The sequence below is a fragment of the Halorientalis pallida genome (assembly GCF_049605515.1).
Taxonomy (GTDB): domain Archaea; phylum Halobacteriota; class Halobacteria; order Halobacteriales; family Haloarculaceae; genus Halorientalis; species Halorientalis pallida_A.
On sequence record NZ_CP187158.1, the window covers coordinates 1,286,369 to 1,307,758 of the forward strand.

The 21,390-nt window shown below is 66.6% G+C and carries 17 protein-coding genes; 12 read left to right on the forward strand and 5 right to left on the reverse strand.

The genetic code is table 11. The features are described 5' to 3' along the window. Window positions 1-198 precede the first annotated feature (198 nt). Window positions 199-1,872, forward strand: a complete 1,674-nt coding sequence (locus ACOZ4N_RS08255) for a phospholipase D-like domain-containing protein (RefSeq protein ID WP_424019450.1) — start codon at window positions 199-201, stop codon at window positions 1,870-1,872. Between the two features lie 34 nt (window positions 1,873-1,906). Here the strand turns inward: ACOZ4N_RS08255 and ACOZ4N_RS08260 are convergent, their stop codons facing one another. Both ACOZ4N_RS08260 and ACOZ4N_RS08265 read right to left on the reverse strand, forming a co-directional pair. Next, a complete protein-coding gene (locus ACOZ4N_RS08260) occupies window positions 1,907-2,764 on the reverse strand; it encodes a hypothetical protein (RefSeq protein WP_424019451.1) in 858 nt (285 codons plus the stop codon). A 154-nt stretch (window positions 2,765-2,918) separates the two neighbouring features. Beyond that, a complete protein-coding gene (locus ACOZ4N_RS08265; RefSeq protein WP_424019452.1) occupies window positions 2,919-4,823 on the reverse strand; it encodes a DHH family phosphoesterase in 1,905 nt (634 codons plus the stop codon). 104 nt (window positions 4,824-4,927) lie between these two features. Here ACOZ4N_RS08265 and ACOZ4N_RS08270 point away from each other — a divergent pair, with 104 nt between their 5' ends. Next, the gene (locus ACOZ4N_RS08270) at window positions 4,928-5,434 is read left to right on the forward strand and encodes a Mov34/MPN/PAD-1 family protein (RefSeq protein ID WP_424019453.1); all 507 of its coding nucleotides are present in this window, start codon (window positions 4,928-4,930) and stop codon (window positions 5,432-5,434) included. After that, on the forward strand, window positions 5,431-5,859 hold the full coding sequence (locus ACOZ4N_RS08275; RefSeq protein ID WP_424019454.1) for an adenylyltransferase/cytidyltransferase family protein: 429 nt from the start codon (window positions 5,431-5,433) through the stop codon (window positions 5,857-5,859). The genes ACOZ4N_RS08270 and ACOZ4N_RS08275 overlap by 4 nt, the downstream gene beginning before the upstream one ends. Before the next feature lie 173 nt (window positions 5,860-6,032). Here the strand turns inward: ACOZ4N_RS08275 and ACOZ4N_RS08280 are convergent, their stop codons facing one another. Then, on the reverse strand, window positions 6,033-6,416 hold the full coding sequence (locus ACOZ4N_RS08280; protein WP_424019455.1) for a pyridoxamine 5'-phosphate oxidase family protein: 384 nt from the start codon (window positions 6,414-6,416) through the stop codon (window positions 6,033-6,035). 358 nt (window positions 6,417-6,774) lie between these two features. On the opposite strand from ACOZ4N_RS08280, the gene ACOZ4N_RS08285 reads away from it, so the two are divergent. Both ACOZ4N_RS08285 and ACOZ4N_RS08290 read left to right on the forward strand, forming a co-directional pair. Next, window positions 6,775-11,841: a hypothetical protein gene (locus ACOZ4N_RS08285; protein ID WP_424019456.1), complete on the forward strand. Its 5,067-nt coding sequence runs from the start codon at window positions 6,775-6,777 to the stop codon at window positions 11,839-11,841. Then, the gene (locus ACOZ4N_RS08290) at window positions 11,841-12,920 is read left to right on the forward strand and encodes a PGF-CTERM sorting domain-containing protein (protein ID WP_424019457.1); all 1,080 of its coding nucleotides are present in this window, start codon (window positions 11,841-11,843) and stop codon (window positions 12,918-12,920) included. The genes ACOZ4N_RS08285 and ACOZ4N_RS08290 overlap by 1 nt, the downstream gene beginning before the upstream one ends. An 84-nt stretch (window positions 12,921-13,004) precedes the next feature. Here ACOZ4N_RS08290 and ACOZ4N_RS08295 read toward each other — a convergent pair whose 3' ends face one another. Both ACOZ4N_RS08295 and ribH read right to left on the reverse strand, forming a co-directional pair. Continuing rightward, window positions 13,005-14,153 (reverse strand): pyridoxal phosphate-dependent aminotransferase, encoded by a 1,149-nt coding sequence (locus ACOZ4N_RS08295; protein ID WP_424019458.1) that lies wholly within the window; start codon window positions 14,151-14,153, stop codon window positions 13,005-13,007. Beyond that, window positions 14,150-14,551 (reverse strand): 6,7-dimethyl-8-ribityllumazine synthase, encoded by a 402-nt coding sequence (gene ribH / locus ACOZ4N_RS08300; RefSeq protein ID WP_424019459.1) that lies wholly within the window; start codon window positions 14,549-14,551, stop codon window positions 14,150-14,152. The genes ACOZ4N_RS08295 and ribH overlap by 4 nt, the downstream gene beginning before the upstream one ends. Before the next feature lie 129 nt (window positions 14,552-14,680). On the opposite strand from ribH, the gene ACOZ4N_RS08305 reads away from it, so the two are divergent. The 7 genes from ACOZ4N_RS08305 (at window position 14,681) to ACOZ4N_RS08335 (ending at window position 21,321) form a co-directional block, all read left to right on the forward strand. Further along, window positions 14,681-16,555, forward strand: coding sequence for a flippase activity-associated protein Agl23 (locus tag ACOZ4N_RS08305; protein WP_424019460.1), 1,875 nt, complete (start codon window positions 14,681-14,683; stop codon window positions 16,553-16,555). Between the two features lie 61 nt (window positions 16,556-16,616). Continuing rightward, on the forward strand, window positions 16,617-17,765 hold the full coding sequence (locus ACOZ4N_RS08310) for a 5-(carboxyamino)imidazole ribonucleotide synthase (protein ID WP_424019461.1): 1,149 nt from the start codon (window positions 16,617-16,619) through the stop codon (window positions 17,763-17,765). Beyond that, a complete protein-coding gene (locus ACOZ4N_RS08315; protein WP_424019462.1) occupies window positions 17,762-18,403 on the forward strand; it encodes an AIR carboxylase family protein in 642 nt (213 codons plus the stop codon). Before ACOZ4N_RS08310 ends, ACOZ4N_RS08315 begins: the two co-directional genes overlap by 4 nt. An 80-nt stretch (window positions 18,404-18,483) precedes the next feature. After that, window positions 18,484-19,248, forward strand: a complete 765-nt coding sequence (locus ACOZ4N_RS08320) for a hypothetical protein (protein ID WP_424019463.1) — start codon at window positions 18,484-18,486, stop codon at window positions 19,246-19,248. 77 nt (window positions 19,249-19,325) lie between these two features. Continuing rightward, on the forward strand, window positions 19,326-20,081 hold the full coding sequence (locus ACOZ4N_RS08325; RefSeq protein WP_424019464.1) for a hypothetical protein: 756 nt from the start codon (window positions 19,326-19,328) through the stop codon (window positions 20,079-20,081). 121 nt (window positions 20,082-20,202) lie between these two features. Next, window positions 20,203-20,613, forward strand: coding sequence for an NADH-quinone oxidoreductase subunit A (locus tag ACOZ4N_RS08330; protein ID WP_424019465.1), 411 nt, complete (start codon window positions 20,203-20,205; stop codon window positions 20,611-20,613). A 3-nt stretch (window positions 20,614-20,616) separates the two neighbouring features. Continuing rightward, a complete protein-coding gene (locus ACOZ4N_RS08335) occupies window positions 20,617-21,321 on the forward strand; it encodes an NADH-quinone oxidoreductase subunit B (RefSeq protein ID WP_424019466.1) in 705 nt (234 codons plus the stop codon). The last annotated feature ends 69 nt before the right edge of the window (window positions 21,322-21,390 follow it).

A 21,390-nucleotide genomic window follows, 5' to 3' on the forward strand; every position in this document is an offset into this window, starting at 1 on the left:
AGACTCGTTAGATTCGTCGCTTGGCGTCGACACGGTTGCACAATCTAGGAACCGTAGATAGATGAATCGTACTCTCCATTCTACAGTATGATAACTCCGTGGTCCCTCGCCTGACGACCGGGTAGGCGCCGGCCGACGAGCGAGTGAATCGATATCGCGGCCGAGGGTTTATGATCCAAGCCGGGACCACCCGATCGCGTGCCCCGATTCAGAGCGCCGGTCGCCGTGTTCGTGCTTCTGGCAGCCGGATTCGGTCTCATCGTTGCGCCAGCGGCCGGTTTCGACGAAGGGCCGGAACAGGTAGCCGGCGTCGCTCCGGCACCGATCAACGAGACAGTACCCGTCGGGCTAACCGGTGTCTACCCCAATCCGGTTCCCGACGGCGACGCCGGCGAGTTCGTGATCCTGAACGTCACGACGCCGACATCGCTGGGGAACTACACGATCACGGACGGGGAGGACCGAATTCGACTCCCGGACCGGACCGTCGAGGGTCGGATCGCACTCACGACCGCACCCAACCTGACGCGAAACCGGACGGACGCCCGAATCCTGGCGCTCGGCCAGGGGTTGGCGCTCGCGAACGGCGGTGATCACGTCACGCTCTCACGCGACGGCGAGCCAGTCGACACGATTCGGTACGCGGACGCACCGGAAGGGGAGATCGCCATCCCGGGGCGCGACGGCATCCGCTGGCGACCGGTCGGCGCGACGGAGTTCCCCGTCGTGGCCGCCCCGGGCGAATCGACTCGGGCGTTCGTCCTGCCCGACGGCGCGGCGGTCCCGGCCGAGACGCTCGCCGCCGCAGACGAGCGAATCCTGCTGGCGGGCTACACGCTCACCTCGCCGCGGGTCGAGCGGGAACTCGTCGCGGCGGCCCGCCACGGCGTCGCGGTCAGCGTCCTCGTCGACGGCAGTCCGGTCGGTGGGCTGTCGCGTCGGTCCGCGCGGACGCTCGACACACTCGCCGAACGCGGCGTCGAGGTCACGGTTCTCTCCGGCGACCCCGCACGGTACGCCTTCCACCACGCCAAATACGCCGTCGTCGACGGGCGGGCCCTGGTCACCACGGAGAACTGGAAGCCGGCGGGCACCGGCGGCCACGCCAGCCGCGGCTGGGGTGTCGTCGTGCGATCGGATCGAATCGTCTCCGCGCTGGCGGCGACGTTCCAGGCCGACGCGAGCGGGCTGGACGCGGAGTCCTGGCGTCGGTATCGGGCCGGGAAGCGCTTCGAGCCGGCGGACGGTCCCCCAGCGAACGGGACCTTTCCGGAAAGGGCCAGTCCACGCCGCTTCGATCCCGAGCGCGTCGAGTTACTGCGAGCGCCCGACAACGCCGAGCGGCGCGTCCGCCGCCTGCTCCGGAACGCGGACGAGACCATCCGTATCGAGCAGGTCTCCATCGGGAGCCGACGCCAGCCGTTCCTTCGCGCGACGCTCGCGGCCGCACGGCGGGGCGTCGACGTGCGGATTCTGCTCAGCGGGGCCTGGTACGTCGAGGAGGAGAACCGAGAGCTGGTCGAGTGGCTGAACGAGCGGGCGGCCCGCGATGACCTGCCGCTGACGGCCCGGGTCGCCGACCCGAACGGCCGGTTCGAGAAGATCCACGCCAAAGGCGTGATCGTCGACGACGACCAGGTACTGGTCGGTTCGCTCAACTGGAACAACAACTCCGCGCGCGAGAACCGCGAGGTCGCGGTTCTGATCGAGGGCGAGGGCGTCGCCGGCTACTTCGTCGGCGTGTTCCGGGCGGACTGGCAGGGTGGCGACTGGCGGCTCCCGGCCAGCCTGCTACTCGTCGTGGCTCTGGCCGCGCTGGGGGCTGTACTGGTCGCACGCCGGTTCGAGTTCGAGACCCGTCCGGCGCCGTGAGTGGGTCTCGTAAACTACTATTCGCGATAGGAAATCAGGGGCCTGGGGCGACAGCCGCCAGTTGCCGGAGTGACTCGCGCAGGTCGACGACGAGGTTGTACTTGGAGATCGCGATTGTCTGGGCCTGTGAACCCTGTGGCACGGAGTTCAACTCGGCGGTCGCCTGCTGTTGCTGGACCATCAGTTGACGGTCGAGTTCGGCGAGTCGGTCGTGGAACCTAGGTGTCGCCGGCTGATTCGAGTGAACCGGGGCCGGTTGCTGGTGGCCTGTTTGCCGAGTCTGCGCCGCGGGCGGGGTTCGCCCGCCACCCGCCGGTGGCCGAGGGTGACCGGCGGCAGTCGGTTGTGACGGTGGAACCCCACCCTGCCCTTGAGACGGGCCGCTCGGCTGAGACGGTTGTACACCCGACGCCGGTGGCTGTCGGGGAGACTGCTGCGGTGGCCGGGCCGCGCCGGTTCGACCGGCCGTCGGTGGCTGGCTTCCGGTCGGCGGGGGTGAGGAGGGCTGTGTCGGACCAGTCCGGGACCGCGGGACCGGACTGCCCGTCGTCGGTTCGGGGGGTGCTGGTTCGTCCGCGGACCGACTGGATTCGGCCGGTTCGAGTCGGTCGGCGAAGGGCCATCGACCGTCGATGTCGTCGTCGGCGAGGTCAGAGCGGTACCGCGCGACCAGTTTCGGTTCGTGTGCGGCGGCGATCTCCTCGAACGAGAGGTCGTCGTCGTCCTCTTCGCCGGCCATCGCACGTCTGATGTCGGACGCGTATCCCCGCGACGAGCCGGTGAGGTCGCTCACGTCTGTCGTCTTGCCCTCCGGCCCGACGGCGATCCAGGCGTTGATCAGTCGCTCCTTTTTCGATAAGTCCGTCCCGGTGTCGTCCTCGCTGTCGCTCATGGCCGTCGATTCCGTCCGGCCACGTTTCGTTATGGGTGGCGTAGACTGGATAAGCGCGCCCAAACCGCCGGTAGCCGCTGGATGTGGCGTATCGAACGTGCGTGAAAACGAGTAAGCCGTGCCCAATGCGGTGGGCCGGAGCCGCGAGCGTCGGTTATTCGTCGGGCAGCGTCGCGGCGAGGTCCTCGTCGAGTTCCGCGTCGGCCATCTTCTCGACCAACGCCGAGATGACTTCCTCGCGCATCCCCTCGACGAACTTGATCGAACCGACGACGAGGTGACCGCCGCCGGAGACGCCGCCGCCGTCGATCTCGTCGACGAGTTCCTCGACCATCTCCGGGATGTCCAGCCGGACGCCATCGGATCGGAGGACCGCGAAGTCCGGGCCGTAGCCGATGGTGATGACGGGATCGCCCGTCTCCTCGACTTTCCGGTCGTGGATCTCGCCCGTCGTCTTCCCCGGTGCGGGGTAGGTGAACCGATGGGCGTAGTTCTCCACGTCGATCCGGTAGAGGTGGGCGTCGTTGTCCAGGCGCTCGTGTTCGACGTGGCTCATCGCGGCGTCGAGTTGCTTGTCCACGTCGCGTTCGGCCCGGGAGGCGAGGAACTCGACGAGCTCCTCGTGGCGCTCGCGGTCGTCACAGGCGACGTTCAGTGCGTCGTTGATGAGTTCGCGACCGTCGTTGTACTTCAGCCAGAAGGTCGCGTAGTCCAGCGCCTCGCCCACGTCCCGGAGGTCGGCTTCGGAGTAGCCCTTCTCGGCGGCGAGGTCGATGAACTCGTCCATCACCTCGGCCTGCGAGCGATCCGCGAGGCCGGCGACGGCGGGCACGTGGCCGAGTTCGTCGGTGAGCGACGGGTCGATCATCCGCGCGAGTTCGACCGACATCATGCCCGTCGTGATCCGGTAGTCCTCGTCGTGGAGGTACGGGTTGACGTGTTCGTCGACCAGCGGGCCGACGGCGTCGGGGTCGGGGTGGTGGTGGTCGACGACGACGATGGGCACGTCGTAGTGCGCGAGGTTCCGGTAGGCCGGCGTGTCCTCCTCGGTCGACCCGTTGTCCAGCATCAGGAGCATCGGGAGCTTCTGCCCGTGGCGCTTGCGATTTTCCAGCGCGAAGTTGAGGTCACGGGTCACGTCCTCCATCTCGTAGAACGGCGCTTTGCTCGGGAGGCGCTTGAGCAGGTGCCGCGGTGCGTCGGGGTCGTGGTGGTGCTCGCTGATGAACCGCTCCAGTGCCAGCTGGAGGGGAACCGACGCACAGAGGCCGTCACCGTCGGCGTGGTGGCGCATCCGGATCGGGCGCCCTTCCAGCACGGCCTCGCGGAGCCGTCGGGCGACCCGTTCGAGGTCGGGTCGGAGTTTCTCGAAGGCCTCCCACTCGACCATGGGCTCGACGGCGTTGGGTTCGGCGTACTCCTCCAGCGCGTCGTCGAGCCGTTCGCGTGTCTCGTCGGCAGCCTCGCCCTCGTAGCGCTCCAGGCTGTCGACTTCGATCTGGACGGCCGCTTCACGCATCTCGACGCGGCCGGTGAGCCTGACCACGTCGTCGAGTTCGATCTCGGGGTAGGCCCGGACGCCCGCCTCCTCGAAGGCGGCACAGGGGACGACCCCCGACTCGTCGCGGACGTGGAAGATGGTCGGGCCGCCGGTCTGTTTGATCTGGACGACTTCCCCGTCCAGCGTGACCGTCGATCCGACGGCGTCTTCGAGGTCGGCGATGGCGACCGACTCGCCGGCGTCGACCCGCTCGGTCTCGTAGTCGGCCAGTTCGACTTCCTCGAAGCTCACGTCGCCGTCCTCGCGGACCTCCGAGAGTTCGACGAGCAACTCGTCGCCAACGTCGTACGTGCCGAGCAGGTTCGACTCGTGGACGAGGCCGGAGAGGCCCTCGGTGAGGTCCACGAACACGCCGTAGGCCACGACGCCGTTGACCGTCGCCCGGTAGTACTCGCCGCGTTCGACGTCGTCGAGCGAACAGCCGTCAGCGAGGTCGTAAACCGTAGGAACCCCGTCGGCGGAGACCTCCGCCCCGTCATCGGGAGTCTGTGGAGACATTTGCCAGAGGTTCGGCGCTCGCGTGTTTTAACCTTTGGAAACGCTGACGAGTCGGTCCCGGCGCATCCGGAACCCTTAGAAGGTAACCGGCCCGAGATGGACACATGCGGCTGTTCCGGTCGGGCGAAATCCTCGGCATCGCCGAGGACGCGCTGGAGTTCGCGCTGGAAGCCTCCGAGGACGCGCACCCCAACGAGTACATGGGGTTGCTCCGGGGCGAACGCGCCCAGAAAGTCGGCCTGGACCGCGAGGGAACTGTCATCACCGACGTACTCGTGATCCCGGGCACCGAGTCCAACCCCGTCAGCGCCACCGTCAAGACGAACATGATTCCAAACGACATGCGCGCGGCCGGGTCGGTCCACTCACACCCCAACGGTGTCCTCCGCCCGAGCGACGCCGACCTCGCGACGTTCAACAAGGGGAAAGTCCACATCATCGTCGGCGCGCCCTACGGCGAGACCGACTGGCAGGCCTTCGATCAGGAAGGGAACCCACGAAAACTCGACGTGCTCGACATCGACCTCCCCGAGGAGGAGTTCTTCGATTTCACGCAGGCCGACATCGACGCGGAGTTGCGCGACGAGGAGTTCGACGGGGGCGTCCGATGACGACCGTCGTCGCCCAGGGGACGTTCGACATTCTCCATCCCGGCCACGTTCACTACCTCGAAGAAGCCGCCGGGATGGGCGACGAACTCCACGTCATCGTCGCCCGCCGGGAGAACGTCACCCACAAGGACCCGCCGGTCCTCTCGAACCGCCAGCGCCGGGACATGGTGGCGGCGCTGGACGCGGTGACCGAAGCACACGTCGGCCACCCGGAGGATTTCTTCGTCCCGATCCGCGAGATCGACCCGGACGTGATCGCGCTGGGCTACGACCAGCACCACGACGAGGAGAAACTCGCCGGCGCACTGGACGAAGCGGGCCTGGATTGCCGGGTCGAGCGCGCGTCCGGCCGCGAGCAGGTACACGACGACGAACTCCTCTCGACGGGGAAGATCATCGACCGGATCTGCGACGAGCGCTGCTGAATTTTACACCTCACTCGCTACGCTCGCTCGGGCAAAATTTAGTACACCTCGCTCCCGTTGGTCGCTCGTCGGCGTCGTCAGAGCGCGTCGCGCTCTGACTGCTCGGAAATCACGCCAGTTGATTTCAGGCGTGCGCTCGCGCGGCGGAGCCGCGCTGCGCGTACGATGAGCCTTCAATCGTACGTCCAGTGATCGACCGACCCCACGTCGATCCGGACGCCGGTGTTCTCGGTCCAGGCGTCCTCGTCGGCCCCGTACTTCTCGTTGAGTCGGCGATTGATCCCGTCGCTCTCGGATTCGACGACCGTCGCCGTCCCCCGAATCGTCATCCCCCACAGGGGATCACCCGCCTCGACCTTCTGGATAGAGAGTGCGACGCGGGGATTCGCGCGGATGTTGGCGAGTTTCGTCCCCGTGGTCGCGATCTCGATGGCCCCGTCGCGGTAGACGTACCAGACCGGCGCGGCGTGGGGGCGGTCGTCCCGACTGGTCGCGAGATGGGCGACGAGCAGTTCGCTCGTGAGGTGGTCCTCGGCTTCCGGCGGAATGGACGCCATATCCGGAGTTCGGCCCCCAGCCACCTGAATGTAGGCGCCCCCGTGACGGCGATACGAACGTGGAGCGGGACCAGTGTGTCACCGGATACCACCGGTCAATCGAGGTCGAGACGTGTGACATTCCGTTAACTTCTCGCGCATCTTTCTTGCCAGTGTAAATCCAATATTACGGATGATAGTCAGCACCCTAGCTATATTTGCAAGTATGAGATTCTGAGGCTATGCTGAGTCGGGTATCGGAACAGTTTGGAATCATTTTCGAAAATAACCGAAACCGGGTGAGCGTCCCGGAGTTTCGTCGACGACTGGATCGTCGATGCAGTGATCGCGGGCGAGCGAGTCACGGAGGGACAGTAGAATGAGCGAGCGCGCCGAGCGCGAGAAACTGCTCGCGGTTTCGCTCACCGCCGTGATGGTCGCGTCGGTCCTCGTGGGCGTGGTCGCCCTGTCGGGGACGGCCGCCGCAGCGGGCAACTCCGAGACGACGCCGTCACGGATCGAGATCGTCGACGTGGGACAGAATTCGGGCGATCTCACCGTAACCGTTCGGGGAACGAGCAGTAAACACGTCACCGACCTCAACTTCACCTACCGGGACCTCACCGGTGGCAGTACGCAGGGACCGCTGGAGTACAGCAACGCCTCGGCGTTCGTCTCGGCGGTGTACGACAACAGGACCGCCTACGAGGTCGGCGACCCGGTACACCAGGGCGCAGGCGACAACGGGATGGTGACCTTCACGTTCGATTCGAGCAAGAACGGGTTCGACTACGTCCAGAACGCGTTCCGAGTCAACGTGACCGGGTACGACACGAAATACAGCAACGCGGACACCGGGAACCGGTCGATAATCACCGCCAACCACTATCGGGTGAGCGGCGTCGACCACAAAGGGAACACCCTCAGCGGCGTGCCCATCATGTTCTATCAGGAGGGCACGAACGAGTCGGGCGGATTCGCCTTCCTCAGCGGGAGTGCGAAGGGGTTCCACTGCCAGGGGTTCGACAAGAGTGGCACGTGTACGAACCCGGACACCGACACGGCCGGCACCGTCGTCCCCGCCGGTCAGAGTCCGGCCTCGAGTGCCGCACCGGTGACCTTCCAGACGTTCGCACTCTCGCAGTCGAACGCCTCGAAGAAGGTCGATCCGGGGAGCCGTGGGTCGGTGTCACTCACGGCCGACAACCCCAGAGCGCCAGTGTTCGTCAACTGGGGTAGTTCACTCCGGAACAATCCACTGCCCGACGTCGAGAACATCTCCGTCGTCGCGAGCGACACTGACAACGTCGTCTACAGGGACTCCGGCGTGAGCCGGGAGACGATGGTGCCCGTCTTCCTGCGCCCGAACACGCGCTACGTAGTCAGCCTGGAGAACGGCGGCACCTTCGGCACCTACAACCGGACGCTCGTCTATCCCGCGAAGGGGACCTCGGGCGCGTCGCTGAAGATTCCGACCGGGAGCGTCGACAGATCGACCGTCGCGGGTCAGGTCGTCGACGAGAGCGGCAACCCGGTCGCCGACGCCGTCGTGATCGCCCAGCCGAAACGAACCGCCGGGAGCCAGCTGGAGGTGTACAACTCGACCAGTACCGACTCGAACGGGCTGTTCTCGATGAAAGTCCCCGAGACCGACCAGTTCGAGGACGGCATCGGCTTCCGGATCGTCGGCACCGACACCAGCGGCGGGACGCCGGTCTACTACCCCACGACCGACACGAACGACGGCGAGGGGTACACGGTCCAGTCCGGCAAGACCGTGTTGCCGCCGATGGTGCTCCAGAAAGGCGGTCGGATCAAGGTGGACGTGACGAGCAAGAAGACGAAACTGCCCGCCAGCACCGTGTTCACGTCGCTCTCACAGGTCTCGTCGGCGTTCCCGCAACTGACCCGGACCGCCAACGCCAACACCTTCACGACGCTGGCGTTCGGCCGGCAGACGCCCAAGAGTGCGTCGGTGGATCTGCTGGCCCCGACCACCGGCAGTGACACCCAGGTCACCTACAACGTCTGGGGGCTCGGCCAGAGCATCGGGAAGTATCTCTGTGCCAACAACGTCGACGTGTCTCAGGGACAGGACACGGCCTCGACCTGTAGCCTCGCCAACGGCGGGTACATCGACCTCCGCGTCGACGAGTACCGGAGTATCGTCCAGCAGAGCACGTCGCGGCAGGCGGCCGTCGAGGACTTCGGGTTCTTCTTCGAGAACGAACTCGTCGTCCGCAAAGCCACGAACGGTGACGTCGTCGCCTACCTGGGTCCCGACGGGGCACAGCAATCGTTCGTCCAGCGAAAGGGGCCGAAGACGAACGTCAGTATCCCGGTGCCCGCGGGCGACTACGAACTCGAATTGCGTCCGCGCGGGGAGTTCAGCCAGTGGACGACGGTCAACGACACCGCCAAGGTATCGGTCACGTCGGGCACTCACGAGACCGTGACGCTCGACCGCGGCCGGTCGTTCGAGATCCGGCCGATCTTCGACCGGTTCGAGCGCTCGCTGAAACGCGACGGGGAGAACACGCTCGCGGTGCAGGTGGTCGACCCCGCGACCGGGAACCTGCTCACCGACAGCGAACTCACGGTGAAGGCACAGCTCCTCGCCCCCGACGGCACCACGACGATGACGCCGGTGACCCTGAGCTACAACAGCACGGACCAGAGCTTCGACACGAAGACGTTCAAACCGAAAGCACAGGGCGTCGACGCCGGCACCTACGATATCGCGATCACCGCCTCACACACCGCGGGAACCAGGACGTACAACACGACCGTCAGCGCGCCCGCGCAGGTGACGGGTATCCAGACGTCCATGGAGTTCAGCTCCCGGACCGTCGCCCCTGGGTCGAAACTCCTCGGCCTCGTGACGGCCTACGACGACGGGACTGGTGTCAGCGCGAGCGCGAGCGACGTGGACATCTCGGTGTACGACGAGAACGGCAAGCAGGTCTCGACGACCAACCCCGACAACGGCATCACGAGCGGCGAAGGGTCGTTCAGCGTGTCGATGCCGGACGATCCGGGTCGCTACCGCGTCACCACGAAAGTCGACACCGGCACCAAACAGGGCATCGCCCAGCGGACCGTCCGCGTCAGCCAGGTCGATCTCGAAGTCGAGACGAACAAGCGCACCTACAGCCCGACCGACACGGTCACCGTGAACGTCGAGGCGTCGGACGCGACCAGCGGGAACGCCATCGAGGACGCGACCGTCGAACTCCGGATCAACGGCTCGCGCAACATCACCGCGACCGACGCGAACGGCGAGTCGACCATCCGTCTCGATCCGAGCGAGTACACCCAGAGCGGCAGCTGGAACCGCGGGCACCCGATCACGGTGACGCTGATCCAGCAGACCGACACCGGCGTGGTCCGGAAGACCACCGGGACCGGGTTCGAGGTCCGTGCCTTCGAGGCGCGGGCCGCACCCGCGAGCCGGTCGTTCACGCCGAGCGAAGCGGCGAAAATTGACGTGTTCGTCCCCACGGACAAGACGATCAGTTCCGTCAAAGTCACCGAACTCGACGGCGAGCAGGTGAGCATCGGCGGCAGTGCCGTCTCGAACCCGGCCAGCGGCCTCTACCGGGTCGACCTGGGACAGCTCCCGGTCGGTGACCACATCGTGACCGCGACGGTGACGACGGGGTCCGGTGTCGCACAGACGGCGACGACGCAGGTCCCGATCAAGAGCTACGACATCTCGGCGTCGCTCAACAAGCGATCCTTCGAGACCGGCGAGACGATCGAGCTGACCGTCGGCGTCCGCAAACCGGACGGCACCGCCGTCTCCGGACAGACCGTCGACGTGTCGCTGAACGCCAGTGGCCCCGGGGAGGTCGACTCCGGAAGCAAGACCACCGGGTCGAGCGGCGAAGCGTCGTTCTCGCTGTCGTCCAGCTCCGGCGGCGGCCACTTCGTGAAGGTGACCGTGGGCCAGCAGGAGCGATACCTCGGGCTGTTCGTCAGCGACGTGTCCGTCCGGCTGGAAGACAGCAGCGGGAACGCGGTCGAGGGCTACGAGGCCGAACCGGGGACGACGAAGACGCTGTACGTCGACGCCACGAAGGCGGGCGGCGGTGCCGTCCCCGACGGCTCGAACGTGACGGCGTTCGTCGACGCGTTCGACCAGCGGATCGAACTCGGCAGTGCCACGACGACGAACGGCGAGGCGAGTATCAATTTCGACGTGCCCCAGTCGGTCCCGGCCCGCGAGTACGGCCTCGCAGTCGGCGTGACGACGACGGAGGGCACCGGCACCGCCGCCGGCGTGCTGAACGTCACCGGCGCGAACGCGAAACAGGTGAGCGCGGCGACGAACGAGAGTGCCTACACGCCCGGTGGTTCCGCACGGCTGTCCGCGACGGTGACCACCGGCGACGGGGCACCCATCGCCAACGAGGACGTGGACTTCGTCCTCCAGGCCGAGGGGAGCGCCGAGAACCGGGTCGCGACGGTCTCGACCAACGCAGACGGCGTCGCGACCTACGACTACGAGATCCCGTCGGACGCCAACGGGGAGTACGTCCTGAAGACCGCGCTGAACGACACCGCGTCGATCCGGGCGTACAGCGGCTTCCGGGTCCGTGACTTCGACGTGAGCATCAGCGCCGAGGACGGGCCGTTCGCACCCGGCGACAGCGTCTCGCTGACGGTGTTCGCCAACGACTCCAACGGTGACGCCGTGTCGGCGACCGGCGGCTCGCTGAGTCTGGTCCTCCCCGGGAGCAACGCAGAGCAGGCCCTGTCGCTGTCCGGTTCGTCGCCGTACACCGTATCGGTGACCGTGCCGGACGACGGGAGCGTCACCGGGACGCGCCCGATCAGCGTGACGCTCCAGAAGGACCGCACCAGCGACACCGACTCGACGCTGGTCGAGGTGCGCGACGACTCCGAGAGCGCGAACCTCTCCATCGCGGGCCCGGTCACCGCCGGGCAGGCGACGACCGTCACGGTCAACGGGAGCGTCGACACGACCGCCACGCTGACGGCCTTCTCGCCGAACGCCGAGACGGTCGCGTTCAACGACAGCGTGTCGGTGTCCAGTTCCAGCGACACCGACAAGTCGATGACCATCGGGTCGCCGGGGACCTACATCGTGAAGCTGTCGGTGCCCAGCGTCGGCACGCTGACCGAGGTCATCGAGGTCCAGCCGGCCAGCGGCGAACAGACGGTCTGGACCGGAACCAGCGTGAGCGCGAACGCGACGACGTTCTCGACGACCGAGGACATCTACGTGAAGACCAACGAGAAAGGCATGACTGCGACCGTTATCAGTCGGAACGCGACCTACGAGATCGAGCTGGATCAACAGAGCGGGGACACCTACTACGGCGTCCTCTCGACGGATCGGCCCGCAGACGTGTATCTCGTCAGGCTCGATTCGGAGCAGGCGACGAGCGTCGACGACACGCTCGTGGAGGTCAGTGACTGATGTCGCGACGACCGACCCTCGTCGTGGTCGTCACGCTCGCCGTACTCGTCGGAACCACGGGCATCGCGGCCGCCGACACGAAACTCTCGATCACGGACGTGTCGATGCCCGATAGCGTCTCGCAGGGCGACTCGTTCGACCTCACCGTCTCGGTCTCCGGCGAGGAGCTACAGAACGACGAGGTCGACGTGTCGCTGACCCTGCCCGACGGTCTCTCGTGTTCACCGTCGGGATCACAGACCGTCACGCTGAGTAGCGGCACCGCGCAGGCGAGCTTCGACTGCACCGCCGACGTGGAAGGCGACTACAGCGGCGAGATCACCGTCAGCGCCTCGGGCGTCAGCTCCGGCGACGATCCGGACCCCTCGCGGTCGACCCAGGCCGGGCTGGACGTGATCAGCCCCGCCAGTCTGACGCTGTCCACCTCGCTGGATTCGGGCAGTATCGACGAGGGGAAATCGACCACGCTGACGACCGTCGTCCACAACTCCGGGGACGCCTCGACGAGTTACAGCCTGTCGCTGTCCTCGGCGAGCGGGTACTCGACGAGCCTGAGTACCGGCTCGGCCAGCGGGACCGTCGCCGGCGGTGCGACCGAGACCGTCGAGTACACCGTCACCGGCGACAGTAGCGGCGACTACACCCTCACCGCCAGCCTGAGTGGCGGCAACGGCCAGTCGATCAGCGAGAGCGAGTCGCTTTCGGTCGCCAGCACGAGCAACAATAACAACAACAACGGCGGTGGCGGCGGTGGCGGATCGAGTACCGCCGACACGTCGACCACCACGGAGACCACTACGGAGACCGAGACGGCGACGGCAACGGACTCGGACTCGGGCGACGGAACCGCCACCGGCGACGACGGCGGGTCCGACGGCCAGACGGACAGTGGGACCGCGATGGACGCGACGAGCGACGACGAGCCGGCGACGATGGCACCGACCGACGCTCCGGCGGAGACCGAACGGTCCGGCGCGACCGCCGCCGGGACGACGGCAGGGTCCGGTCCGGGCTTCGGCGTCTCCCTCGCCGTGGCCGCACTGCTGGCCGTGGCGTTGCTGGTTCGGCGGCGACTGTAGCAGAACGGTAATCGCGGCGCGCCCGTTTTTTCGGTTTGATCGTCACTACACCGGTAGCAGTGGCGAAAGAACCGACTCTGCCGGTTACAGGTAGCCGTGCTCGGCCAGTCGCTCGACGCCTTCCTGCAGGCGCTCCTTGCTCGCGGCGTAGGACAGCCGCGCGTAGCCGGGCGTCCCGAAGGCGCTCCCCGGAACCGTGGCGACGTGGGCGTCCTCGATGGCGCCCTCACACCAGGCCTGGTCGTCGTCGTCGACGGGCAGCATCATGTAGAACGCGCCGTCGCCGACGGGTACGTCGACGCCGTGGTCGGCGAACAGGTCGGCGAGCATATCGCGGCGTTCCTCGAAGGCGTCTCGCATCTCCACGACGGCCTCGTCGGTGTTTTCGAGGGCCTCGACGCCCGCGTGCTGGACGAAGTTCACGGCACACGAGACCGAGTGGCTGTGGAGCTTCCCGGCCTGGGAGACCAGTTCTTCGGGGCCGGCGAAGTAGCCCAGCCGCCAGCCGGTCATCGCGTAGGCCTTCGAGAACCCGTTGAGGGTGATCGTCCGGTCGGCCATGCCGTCGATAGCGCCGAGACTCGTCGGCTCGACGCCGTAGGTGATTTCCTTGTAGATCTCGTCGGAAATCACGGTGATGTCGTGTTCGACCGCCAGGTCCCGGACGCCTTCGAGGGCGGCGTCGGAGTAGACGGCACCGGTCGGGTTCGACGGGGAGTTGACGACCAGCAGTTCGGTGTCGTCCGAGACGGTCTCGCCGAGGGCGTCGAGTGCGGGTTCGAGCTGGAAGTCGTGGGGCGAGAGGTCGACGCGGGAGAGACTGCCGCCGGCCATCTTGACCATGGCCTCGTAGGAGACCCACGCGGGGTCGAGCAGGCAGACCTCGTCCCCGTCGTCGATCAGCGACATGAAGATCTCGAACAGGGCCTGCTTGCCGCCGGGGGTGACGATGATCTCGTCGGTCGTGTGATCGAGGCCGTCGTCGTCGAGTTTCGCGGCGATGGCCTCCTTGAGTTCGGGGATGCCGTTCGAGGACGTGTAGCCGGTGTGGCCGGCTTCCATGGCGGCCTCGCCGGCGTCTTTGATGTTCTGGGGGGTGTCGAAGTCGGGTTCGCCGACCGAGAGGTCCACCACGTCGACGCCGTCGGCTTCGAGTTCGGCGGCGAGGTTGCTGATCGCCAGGGTTGCGGACGGTTCCACTCGCTGTACGCGGGATGCGAAGTCCATAGTCATAGTTCCTCCACGAGGTCGACGGCTCCGTCCAGTGCGGCGGCACCGTAGTCGGTGCGGGCGCGGGCTTCGTCCATGCTCATGCCGGGGCCGGTGACGCCGAGCGTCACGGGCGTGTCCCGGTCGAGGCTCACGTCGGTCAGCCCCTGGGCCATGGCGTTGCCGATCACCTGGTCGTGGTCGGTGTCGCCGGACTTGATCGCGCCGACGACCGTCACGGCGTCCACGTCGTCCCGGCGTGCCAGCCGGTCGGCGGCCAGCGGCGAGTCGTACGCGCCGGGGACGTGAACGGTCTCGACGATCTCCACGTCCAGCTCGTCGGCGCGCGCCTTTGCCGCCGCCTCCATCTCCTCGGTGACGTCGCGGTTGAACTCCGCGACCACCAGTCCGAGCCGTACCATGTGGTGGCGATAGCAACGCCGACCTAAAGAAATACCGTTCGGCGGTCGTCGGGTGGAGCCGATACCGATCCGACGACCGCTCGTTTGCAACCAGAAGGGTTCTAAATCCCCGGACAGACTGCACCGACAATGGCAACGGTCGAGGACGACGATTCGGCGACGGAGTCCGCCGCCCAGCGGTCCGAGTCCGCCCTCCCCACGTGGTTCGGCGTCGACCGCCTCGTGCTGGTCGTCGCCGTCATCACCGCGTTCGCGCTGTTCGCTCGCTTCCTGTTCCTCGGCGAGCGCATCGCCCACTGGGACGAAGGGCGAGTCGGCTGGTGGATCCTCCAGTACGTCCACACCGGCGACTACGCGTATCGGGCGATCATCCACGGCCCGTTCTACCACCACGTCAACGGCCTCCTGTTCAGCGTGTTCGGGACCACCGACTTCTGGATGCGGGCAGTCGTGGCGTTGCTGGGCGGGCTGACGCCACTGGCCGCGCTCGGTCTGCGCCACCGCCTGCGCGACATCGAGGTCGCCCTGCTGGCCCTCTTTCTGACCGCCAACCCGCTCTTGCTGTACTACTCGCGGTTCATGCGGGGCGACCCCATCGTCGCGTTCTTCATGTTCGGGGCAGTCGTCGCCTTCGTCCGCCTGATCGACTTCCGGCGGGCGCGGTACCTGTTCCTGGGCGTCGCCGGCGTCGCGCTCGCGCTCACGGCGAAAGAGAACGCGCTGATCTACCCGGTTACCTGGATCGGCGCGCTGGTCCTCCTGCTCGATCACCGGCTGTTTCTCGCCCGCGACGGCGACCCTGCGTGGACGACGATCCTGAAAGACCGGATCGTCGGCGTCGTCTACGGGCTCTGGAACTGGGCCCACTGGATTCTGCTCGCAGTCCTGGAGTTCGTCGCGATCATCGTGTTCTTCTACGGACCTCGGGACGGCGACCCCGGCGACGTGGGGCTGTACAACGCCATCGGCCAGGGCGACATCGGGATGTTCGCGACGGTGGTCGACCGGGCCATCGTCGGCTCGTGGAAGGAGTTCTACGGGCTGTGGATCGACGGCGGAATGAGCGACCACGCCTACATCCCCTATCTCGGCGACCTCGCCGAGACGCTCGGGTACGGTGCGCTCGCGCTCGTCGTGTTCGCGGTGATCGGGTTCGTCGTCGACCGGTATTCGGGCGAACGGCCGCGTGATCTGGTGGCCTTCTCGTTCTACTGTGGATTCGTCTCGGTCCTGGGCTATCCCATCGTGACGGACATTCAGGCCCCGTGGGCGGCGCTCCACGCGGTGGTGCCGCTGGCGATCCCCGCGGCAGTGGGGCTTGGACTCGTCCTCCGGTGGGGCCGGGACGCGCTCGCCGAGGACGACCCCGTCGGGATGGGCGCGGCCGCGGTCGTCGTGATCGTCGCCGTCAGTTTCGTCGTCGGCATGGGCGTCTACGGCGTCTATCTCGCACCGCAGGCCCAGGAAGGGGAGAACGCGCTCGTCCAGTACGCACAGCCGGGCGACGACCTGCGGCCGGCGCTGGACAGCATGGAGATGGCCGCCGCCGCCAACGAGGGGACCGACGTGTTGCTGTACGGTGACTTCTTCGTCGACCGCGGGACCAACGCCACGACCGACTTCGTGTACAATGGCTACCCGCGGGACTCGCAACTGGTGCCCAAAGACGAGCGTGGGATCACGCTCTCCCCCGCGTGCGCGGACTGGTTCAACGCGCTGCCGCTCCCGTGGTACTTCAACAAGAGTGGGGCGAACGTGAGCTGTGCCGACAGCACCTTCGAACTGGAGGACGCGGCCGAGTCGGAGCCGCCGGTCGTCATCGTCCGCGCCCACGACGAGGACGACGAGGACGATCAGGAGAACGAGGAGGCACAGGCCCGCGCGCAGTTCCCGGAGTACTGGACGGCGACGTACGAACTCCGGACCTACGGGACCGAGACGGTCTTTCTGATCCACCCGGACTACGTGGGCGAGGTGAACGCGTCGGCGACGCCGCCCGAGTGATCGCGGCCGCTGGCTCCCGGGTTGACAATCCTTAAGCGCGTGCCCGGGGAAGCGCCGGTCGATGACACTCACGTCGCCAGGCCCGACCCTCGGCGTCGTCGGGGGTGGCCAGCTCGGCCGGATGCTCGGCGAGGCCGCGGCACCGCTCGGGGTGGAACTCGTGGTGTCGGACCCGACGCCGGACGCGCCGGCCGCGCCGGTCGTCCGCGACCAGCTCGTCGGCGACTTCGACGACCGCGAGACACTGCGGGCACTCGCCGAACGGTCCGACTACCTCACCTTCGAGATCGAGTTGGCCGATCCCGACCTGCTGGAAGCAGTCAGCGAGGAGACCGGCGTCCCGGTCCACCCCGCGCCGGAGACCCTCCGGCTGATCCAGGACAAACTCGTCCAGAAGGAGCGCCTCCGGGAGGCGGGGATTCCAGTGCCGGAGTTCCGACAGGTCGACTCGGTCGAAGACCTCCACGCCGCGCTGGACGACCTCGGGACGCCCGCGATGCTCAAGGCGCGACAGGGGGGTTACGACGGGCGCGGCAACGTCCTCGTCGAGACTCGCGAGGACGTGGAGTCGGCGATGGACGAGATCGCCGGCCCGGCGATGGTCGAGGCGTTCGTCCCCTTCGAGCGCGAACTGGCGGTGATGGGCTGTAACGGAGCCGACGGGACCGACACGTTCCCCGTCACCGAGACGATCCACGAGGCGGAGATCCTCCGGGAATCCGTCTCGCCCGCCCGAGCGCCCGACGAGCGGATCGACGCCGCCCGCGAGGTCGCCCGGGACGTGCTGGGCGAGATGGCGGGGCGGGGCGTCTACGGCATCGAGTTGTTCGACACGGGCGAGGAGATCCTGCTGAACGAGATCGCGCCGCGACCGCACAACTCCGGGCACTGGACCATCGAGGGCTGTCACACCTCACAGTTCGAGCAGCACGTCCGGGCCGTGACCGGGCGGCCGCTCGGCTCGACCGAGCGCCGGGACCCGACCGTCTCGGTCAACATCCTCGGTGACGGCGAGGAGCGGCGGGAAGCGCGGCTCACCGGTGCGGACGCGGTCTTCGAGCGCGACCGTGCACACCTCCACTGGTACGGGAAACGCGAGGTGTACCCGCTCCGGAAGACGGGTCACGTCACGCTGACCGGCGACGGCGAGGGGACCGACGAACTACTGGCATCGGCACGACAACTACGCGACGAACTCAGCTTCGAATGAGCGACAACGTCGACGCACTGATCGAGGAACTGCACGAGGAAGCAACGCGGGACAGACCGGCCGAGGACACTCCCGAGATCGGCATCGTCATGGGTTCGGACTCGGACCTGGACGTGATGGCCGGCTCCGAGTCGGGCCGTCCCGGGGCCTACGACGCCCTGACCGAGGAGTTGGGCTTTGCGGAGCAGACGAGCTACGACGAGCCACCCGAGGCGCGGTTCACGTTCGAGACGTTCGTCGTCTCGGCCCACCGGACGCCTGAACTGATGTACGCGTACGCGGAGACGGCCGAGGACCGCGGGCTTGACGTGATCATCGCCGGCGCGGGCGGGAAGTCGGCGGATCTGCCGAACATGACCGCCTCCATCGCCTATCCCCTGCCGGTGATCGGCGTTCCCGTCCAGGAGAAGTCGGTCGACTCGGTGATCGGGATGCCACAGGGCGCGCCGCTGACCGCCGTCGACGCGGGGAAGTCGTTCAACGCCGCGCTGTCGGCGGTCCAGTACCTCGCGCGCCAGCACGAGGAGTTGCGGGACCGCCTCGTCGAGTACCACGAGGGACTGCAGGACGGTGTGGCCGATGTCTCGCGCGACCTGCACGAACTCGGGACGCCGGCGTTCAGGACGCGAGAGGAGTGAACCGCGGCCCCGAACTCCCCCGACCGATTCGAAACTGATCGATCCCATAGACTTTTCAACCATTCTCACAAAGGGCGGGTATGTCCAGTATTGGCAACCGACAGGTCATCGTCGCGATACTGTTGGCCGCGACGATGGTCCTGGCAGGCTGCTCGGGTGGTGGCGGCCCTGCAACGACGGAGGCTCCGGACGAATCGACAGACACGAACGGGACGGCCAGCGCCGAGATGACGGCCAGCGGTGAGGCCGAGGCGAGTGGCGAGGCGGACATCCCGGCGGTGGACTACCAGTGGCAGGAAGGGGAATCCTACACGTACGAGAGCGAGGCCGCACAGGGGAGTACCAGCGAATACTCCTGGACGGTCACCGACGTGAGCGACGGACAGGTGACGGCCGACCTGTCGAGCAGTTTCGGCGGCCAGACCCAGACATCGACGCTCACTGGGCCGCAGGGAGACATCTTCAGTGGCTCCAGCCAGAACCCCCAGGCGTTCACGTTCGTGTTGATGCAGGTCCCCCAGCTGTTCGTCCAGGGCCGGGAGCTCTCGCCGGGGAACTCCTGGACGGTGTCCAGCAGTGAATTCGAGACGGGCGGGCTCCAGACCCAACAGCAGTCCCGGGAGATCGACGTGAGCGTGACCGGCACCTCACAGGTCTCGGGCACGCAGTGTTACACGTTCGAGGCGACCACGGAGAACCAGACGTTCAGCGGCTGTGTCAAGGAAGGCTGGCCCTTCGCACTGTCGGCCACGTTCGAGTTGCAGACCCGGACCACGACCGGCGGCGAGACCCAGACGAGTACGCAGACGAGTTCGTTCGTGCTGGTCGACTACAACCGACCGTAGGCACGGGCCGGATCGGTTCTTTCACCTGCGGTGACGTATTCAGTAAAATTAAACACCAGACTGCAGTAGAGGTATCTATGGGGACGTTGCGGACGCGGACGGTTGGGGGTACAGTACTACTGGCGCTGTTGCTCGTTCTGGCGGGCTGTAGCGGCGGCGGTGCCAACAGTGACCCGGCAGGGACGGACACCGTCACCGAGACAGTGACGGAGACGCCCGTCACGACGACCGACACGGCGACCGGCGGCGGGGAGACCGGGGGCGACGAGAGCGACGGCGAACCGGCGGTCGACGAGGAGTGGGACACGTTCTTCCTGTTCAACGAGAGCGAGGCGTACGGCTACCTCGCCAACTACTCCGACACGACGACCCGGATGTCGTGGGTCGTCACGGCCGCGCCGGACGGGCGGCCACTGTTGGACGACGAGATCACCGTCAACGTCACCGTCGGCCCGTACTCGAATACCAGCACCGGGACCCAGTCGAATATCTTCACGGAGACGATCACGGAGGGGTCCGTCGGCAGCGAGTTCCGGTACGTCAGGATACCGGTACTCATCGCCTACGGCCACGATCTGACCGTGGGCAACTCGTGGACGGTCCGGGGCGACGAGGTGACCGTCGGGGACGGGTTCGCGGTGAGCTGGGACGAGGCGACGGCGGAGATCACCGGTACGGCGACCGTCGCCGGTGAGACCTGTTACACCATGGAACTCCGGATCACGGGGAACGAGACCGGTCCGACGAGTTGCGTGAAGTACGACTGGCCGTTCGCGCTGGCAGTCGATACGAGCGATCAGGACTACCGGCTGGCCGACTTCCAGCGACCCTGATCGCCCGGTGAGCGAGGACCGAACTCCTGTCAACGGTCGAAACCGTGGTTTTCCGGCGCGTGGAATCTATGAACCCTTATATGCCACCGTTCCTAACCCGTAGAACGATAGGTGTACACGGATGGGCAATCCATGGATAGCCATCGGGGCGCTGGCGCTGGTCGGTCTTCTCATCCCAGTCGGGATGATGGTGATATCGAAGCTTCTCCGGCCCAGCGTGCCCGAGCAGGGAAAACGCTCCACCTACGAGAGCGGTGAGATTCCGACCGGTGACACCCGGATTCGGTTCAACATCCAGTACTACATGGTCGCGCTGCTGTTCGTGATCTTCGACATCGAGACCGTCCTGATCTTCCCGTGGACGGTCATTTACCGCAGCGCACTGGAGAACGGCGTCGGGCTGACGAAGACGCTGGGGCCAATGCTGGTGTTCATCGGCGTTCTCGTCGTCGGTCTCGGGTGGGCGTGGCGCAACGGCGCGGTCAAGTGGGTCCGCTCACCGCGGGCCGAGAAACGCAAAGATGCCAGGTAACACATGAGTAGTCAAGACAAACTTACGGACACGGTCGGTGCCGACACCGGACAGTCGACACAGGACGCCCGCATGGGCGAGGGCGCGGACAACCGATTCAACTCCCCGCTCCGGAAGGCGCTGGGCTCGTCCCCGTTCATCCTCACGAAGTTCGACAAGTTCATGAACTGGGTTCGGGGCTCGTCGATGTTCATGCTGCAGTTCGGGATCGCCTGCTGCAGTATCGAGATGATGCACACGTACTCGGTCAAGCACGACCTCGACCGATTCGGGGCCGGCGTTCCGCGGGCCTCGCCGCGACAGGCCGACGTGATCATCGTCCCCGGGACCATCGTCTCGAAGTTCGCCCCGCGGATGAAGCGGGTGTACGACCAGATGCCCGAGCCCAAGTTCGTCGTCGGTATGGGCTCGTGTACCATCTCCGGCGGACCGTTCCAGGAGGGGTACAACGTGATCAAGGGCGCGGAGGAGGTCATCCCGGTCGACATCCACGTCCCGGGCTGTCCGCCCCGCCCGGAAGCCCTGATCTACGGGATCGCCAAGCTCCAGGAACGGGTCGCCAACGGCGAGTCCGCGCCCGTGACGGTCAAACCGTACGAACTGGAGCAGTTCGGCGACCTCGAACGGGACGAACTCGTCGAGAAACTCGCCGACCAGATCGATCACGACGATCTCGTCATGCGGTACAACTGGGTTGATTCGCCATGAGTACGCTAAGACGTTCCTGCTCGCGTAACTGCGCGGGCTGCGACTCATCTACTCATGCTCGCCACCGGA

Excerpts from the sequence above, each read along its gene's own strand:
- ACOZ4N_RS08295 (WP_424019458.1), bottom strand. The coding sequence starts at position 14,153 with ATGACTATGGACTTCGCATCCCGCGTACAGCGAGTGGAACCGTCCGCA.
- ACOZ4N_RS08330 (WP_424019465.1), top strand. The coding sequence starts at position 20,203 with ATGGGCAATCCATGGATAGCCATCGGGGCGCTGGCGCTGGTCGGTCTT.
- ACOZ4N_RS08325 (WP_424019464.1), top strand. The coding sequence starts at position 19,326 with ATGGGGACGTTGCGGACGCGGACGGTTGGGGGTACAGTACTACTGGCG.
- ACOZ4N_RS08305 (WP_424019460.1), top strand. The coding sequence starts at position 14,681 with ATGGCAACGGTCGAGGACGACGATTCGGCGACGGAGTCCGCCGCCCAG.
- ACOZ4N_RS08320 (WP_424019463.1), top strand. The coding sequence starts at position 18,484 with ATGTCCAGTATTGGCAACCGACAGGTCATCGTCGCGATACTGTTGGCC.
- ACOZ4N_RS08265 (WP_424019452.1), bottom strand. The coding sequence starts at position 4,823 with ATGTCTCCACAGACTCCCGATGACGGGGCGGAGGTCTCCGCCGACGGG.
- ACOZ4N_RS08335 (WP_424019466.1), top strand. The coding sequence starts at position 20,617 with ATGAGTAGTCAAGACAAACTTACGGACACGGTCGGTGCCGACACCGGA.
- ACOZ4N_RS08270 (WP_424019453.1), top strand. The coding sequence starts at position 4,928 with ATGCGGCTGTTCCGGTCGGGCGAAATCCTCGGCATCGCCGAGGACGCG.
- ACOZ4N_RS08275 (WP_424019454.1), top strand. The coding sequence starts at position 5,431 with ATGACGACCGTCGTCGCCCAGGGGACGTTCGACATTCTCCATCCCGGC.
- ACOZ4N_RS08315 (WP_424019462.1), top strand. The coding sequence starts at position 17,762 with ATGAGCGACAACGTCGACGCACTGATCGAGGAACTGCACGAGGAAGCA.
- ACOZ4N_RS08285 (WP_424019456.1), top strand. The coding sequence starts at position 6,775 with ATGAGCGAGCGCGCCGAGCGCGAGAAACTGCTCGCGGTTTCGCTCACC.
- ACOZ4N_RS08260 (WP_424019451.1), bottom strand. The coding sequence starts at position 2,764 with ATGAGCGACAGCGAGGACGACACCGGGACGGACTTATCGAAAAAGGAG.
- ACOZ4N_RS08310 (WP_424019461.1), top strand. The coding sequence starts at position 16,617 with ATGACACTCACGTCGCCAGGCCCGACCCTCGGCGTCGTCGGGGGTGGC.
- ACOZ4N_RS08290 (WP_424019457.1), top strand. The coding sequence starts at position 11,841 with ATGTCGCGACGACCGACCCTCGTCGTGGTCGTCACGCTCGCCGTACTC.
- ribH (WP_424019459.1), bottom strand. The coding sequence starts at position 14,551 with ATGGTACGGCTCGGACTGGTGGTCGCGGAGTTCAACCGCGACGTCACC.
- ACOZ4N_RS08280 (WP_424019455.1), bottom strand. The coding sequence starts at position 6,416 with ATGGCGTCCATTCCGCCGGAAGCCGAGGACCACCTCACGAGCGAACTG.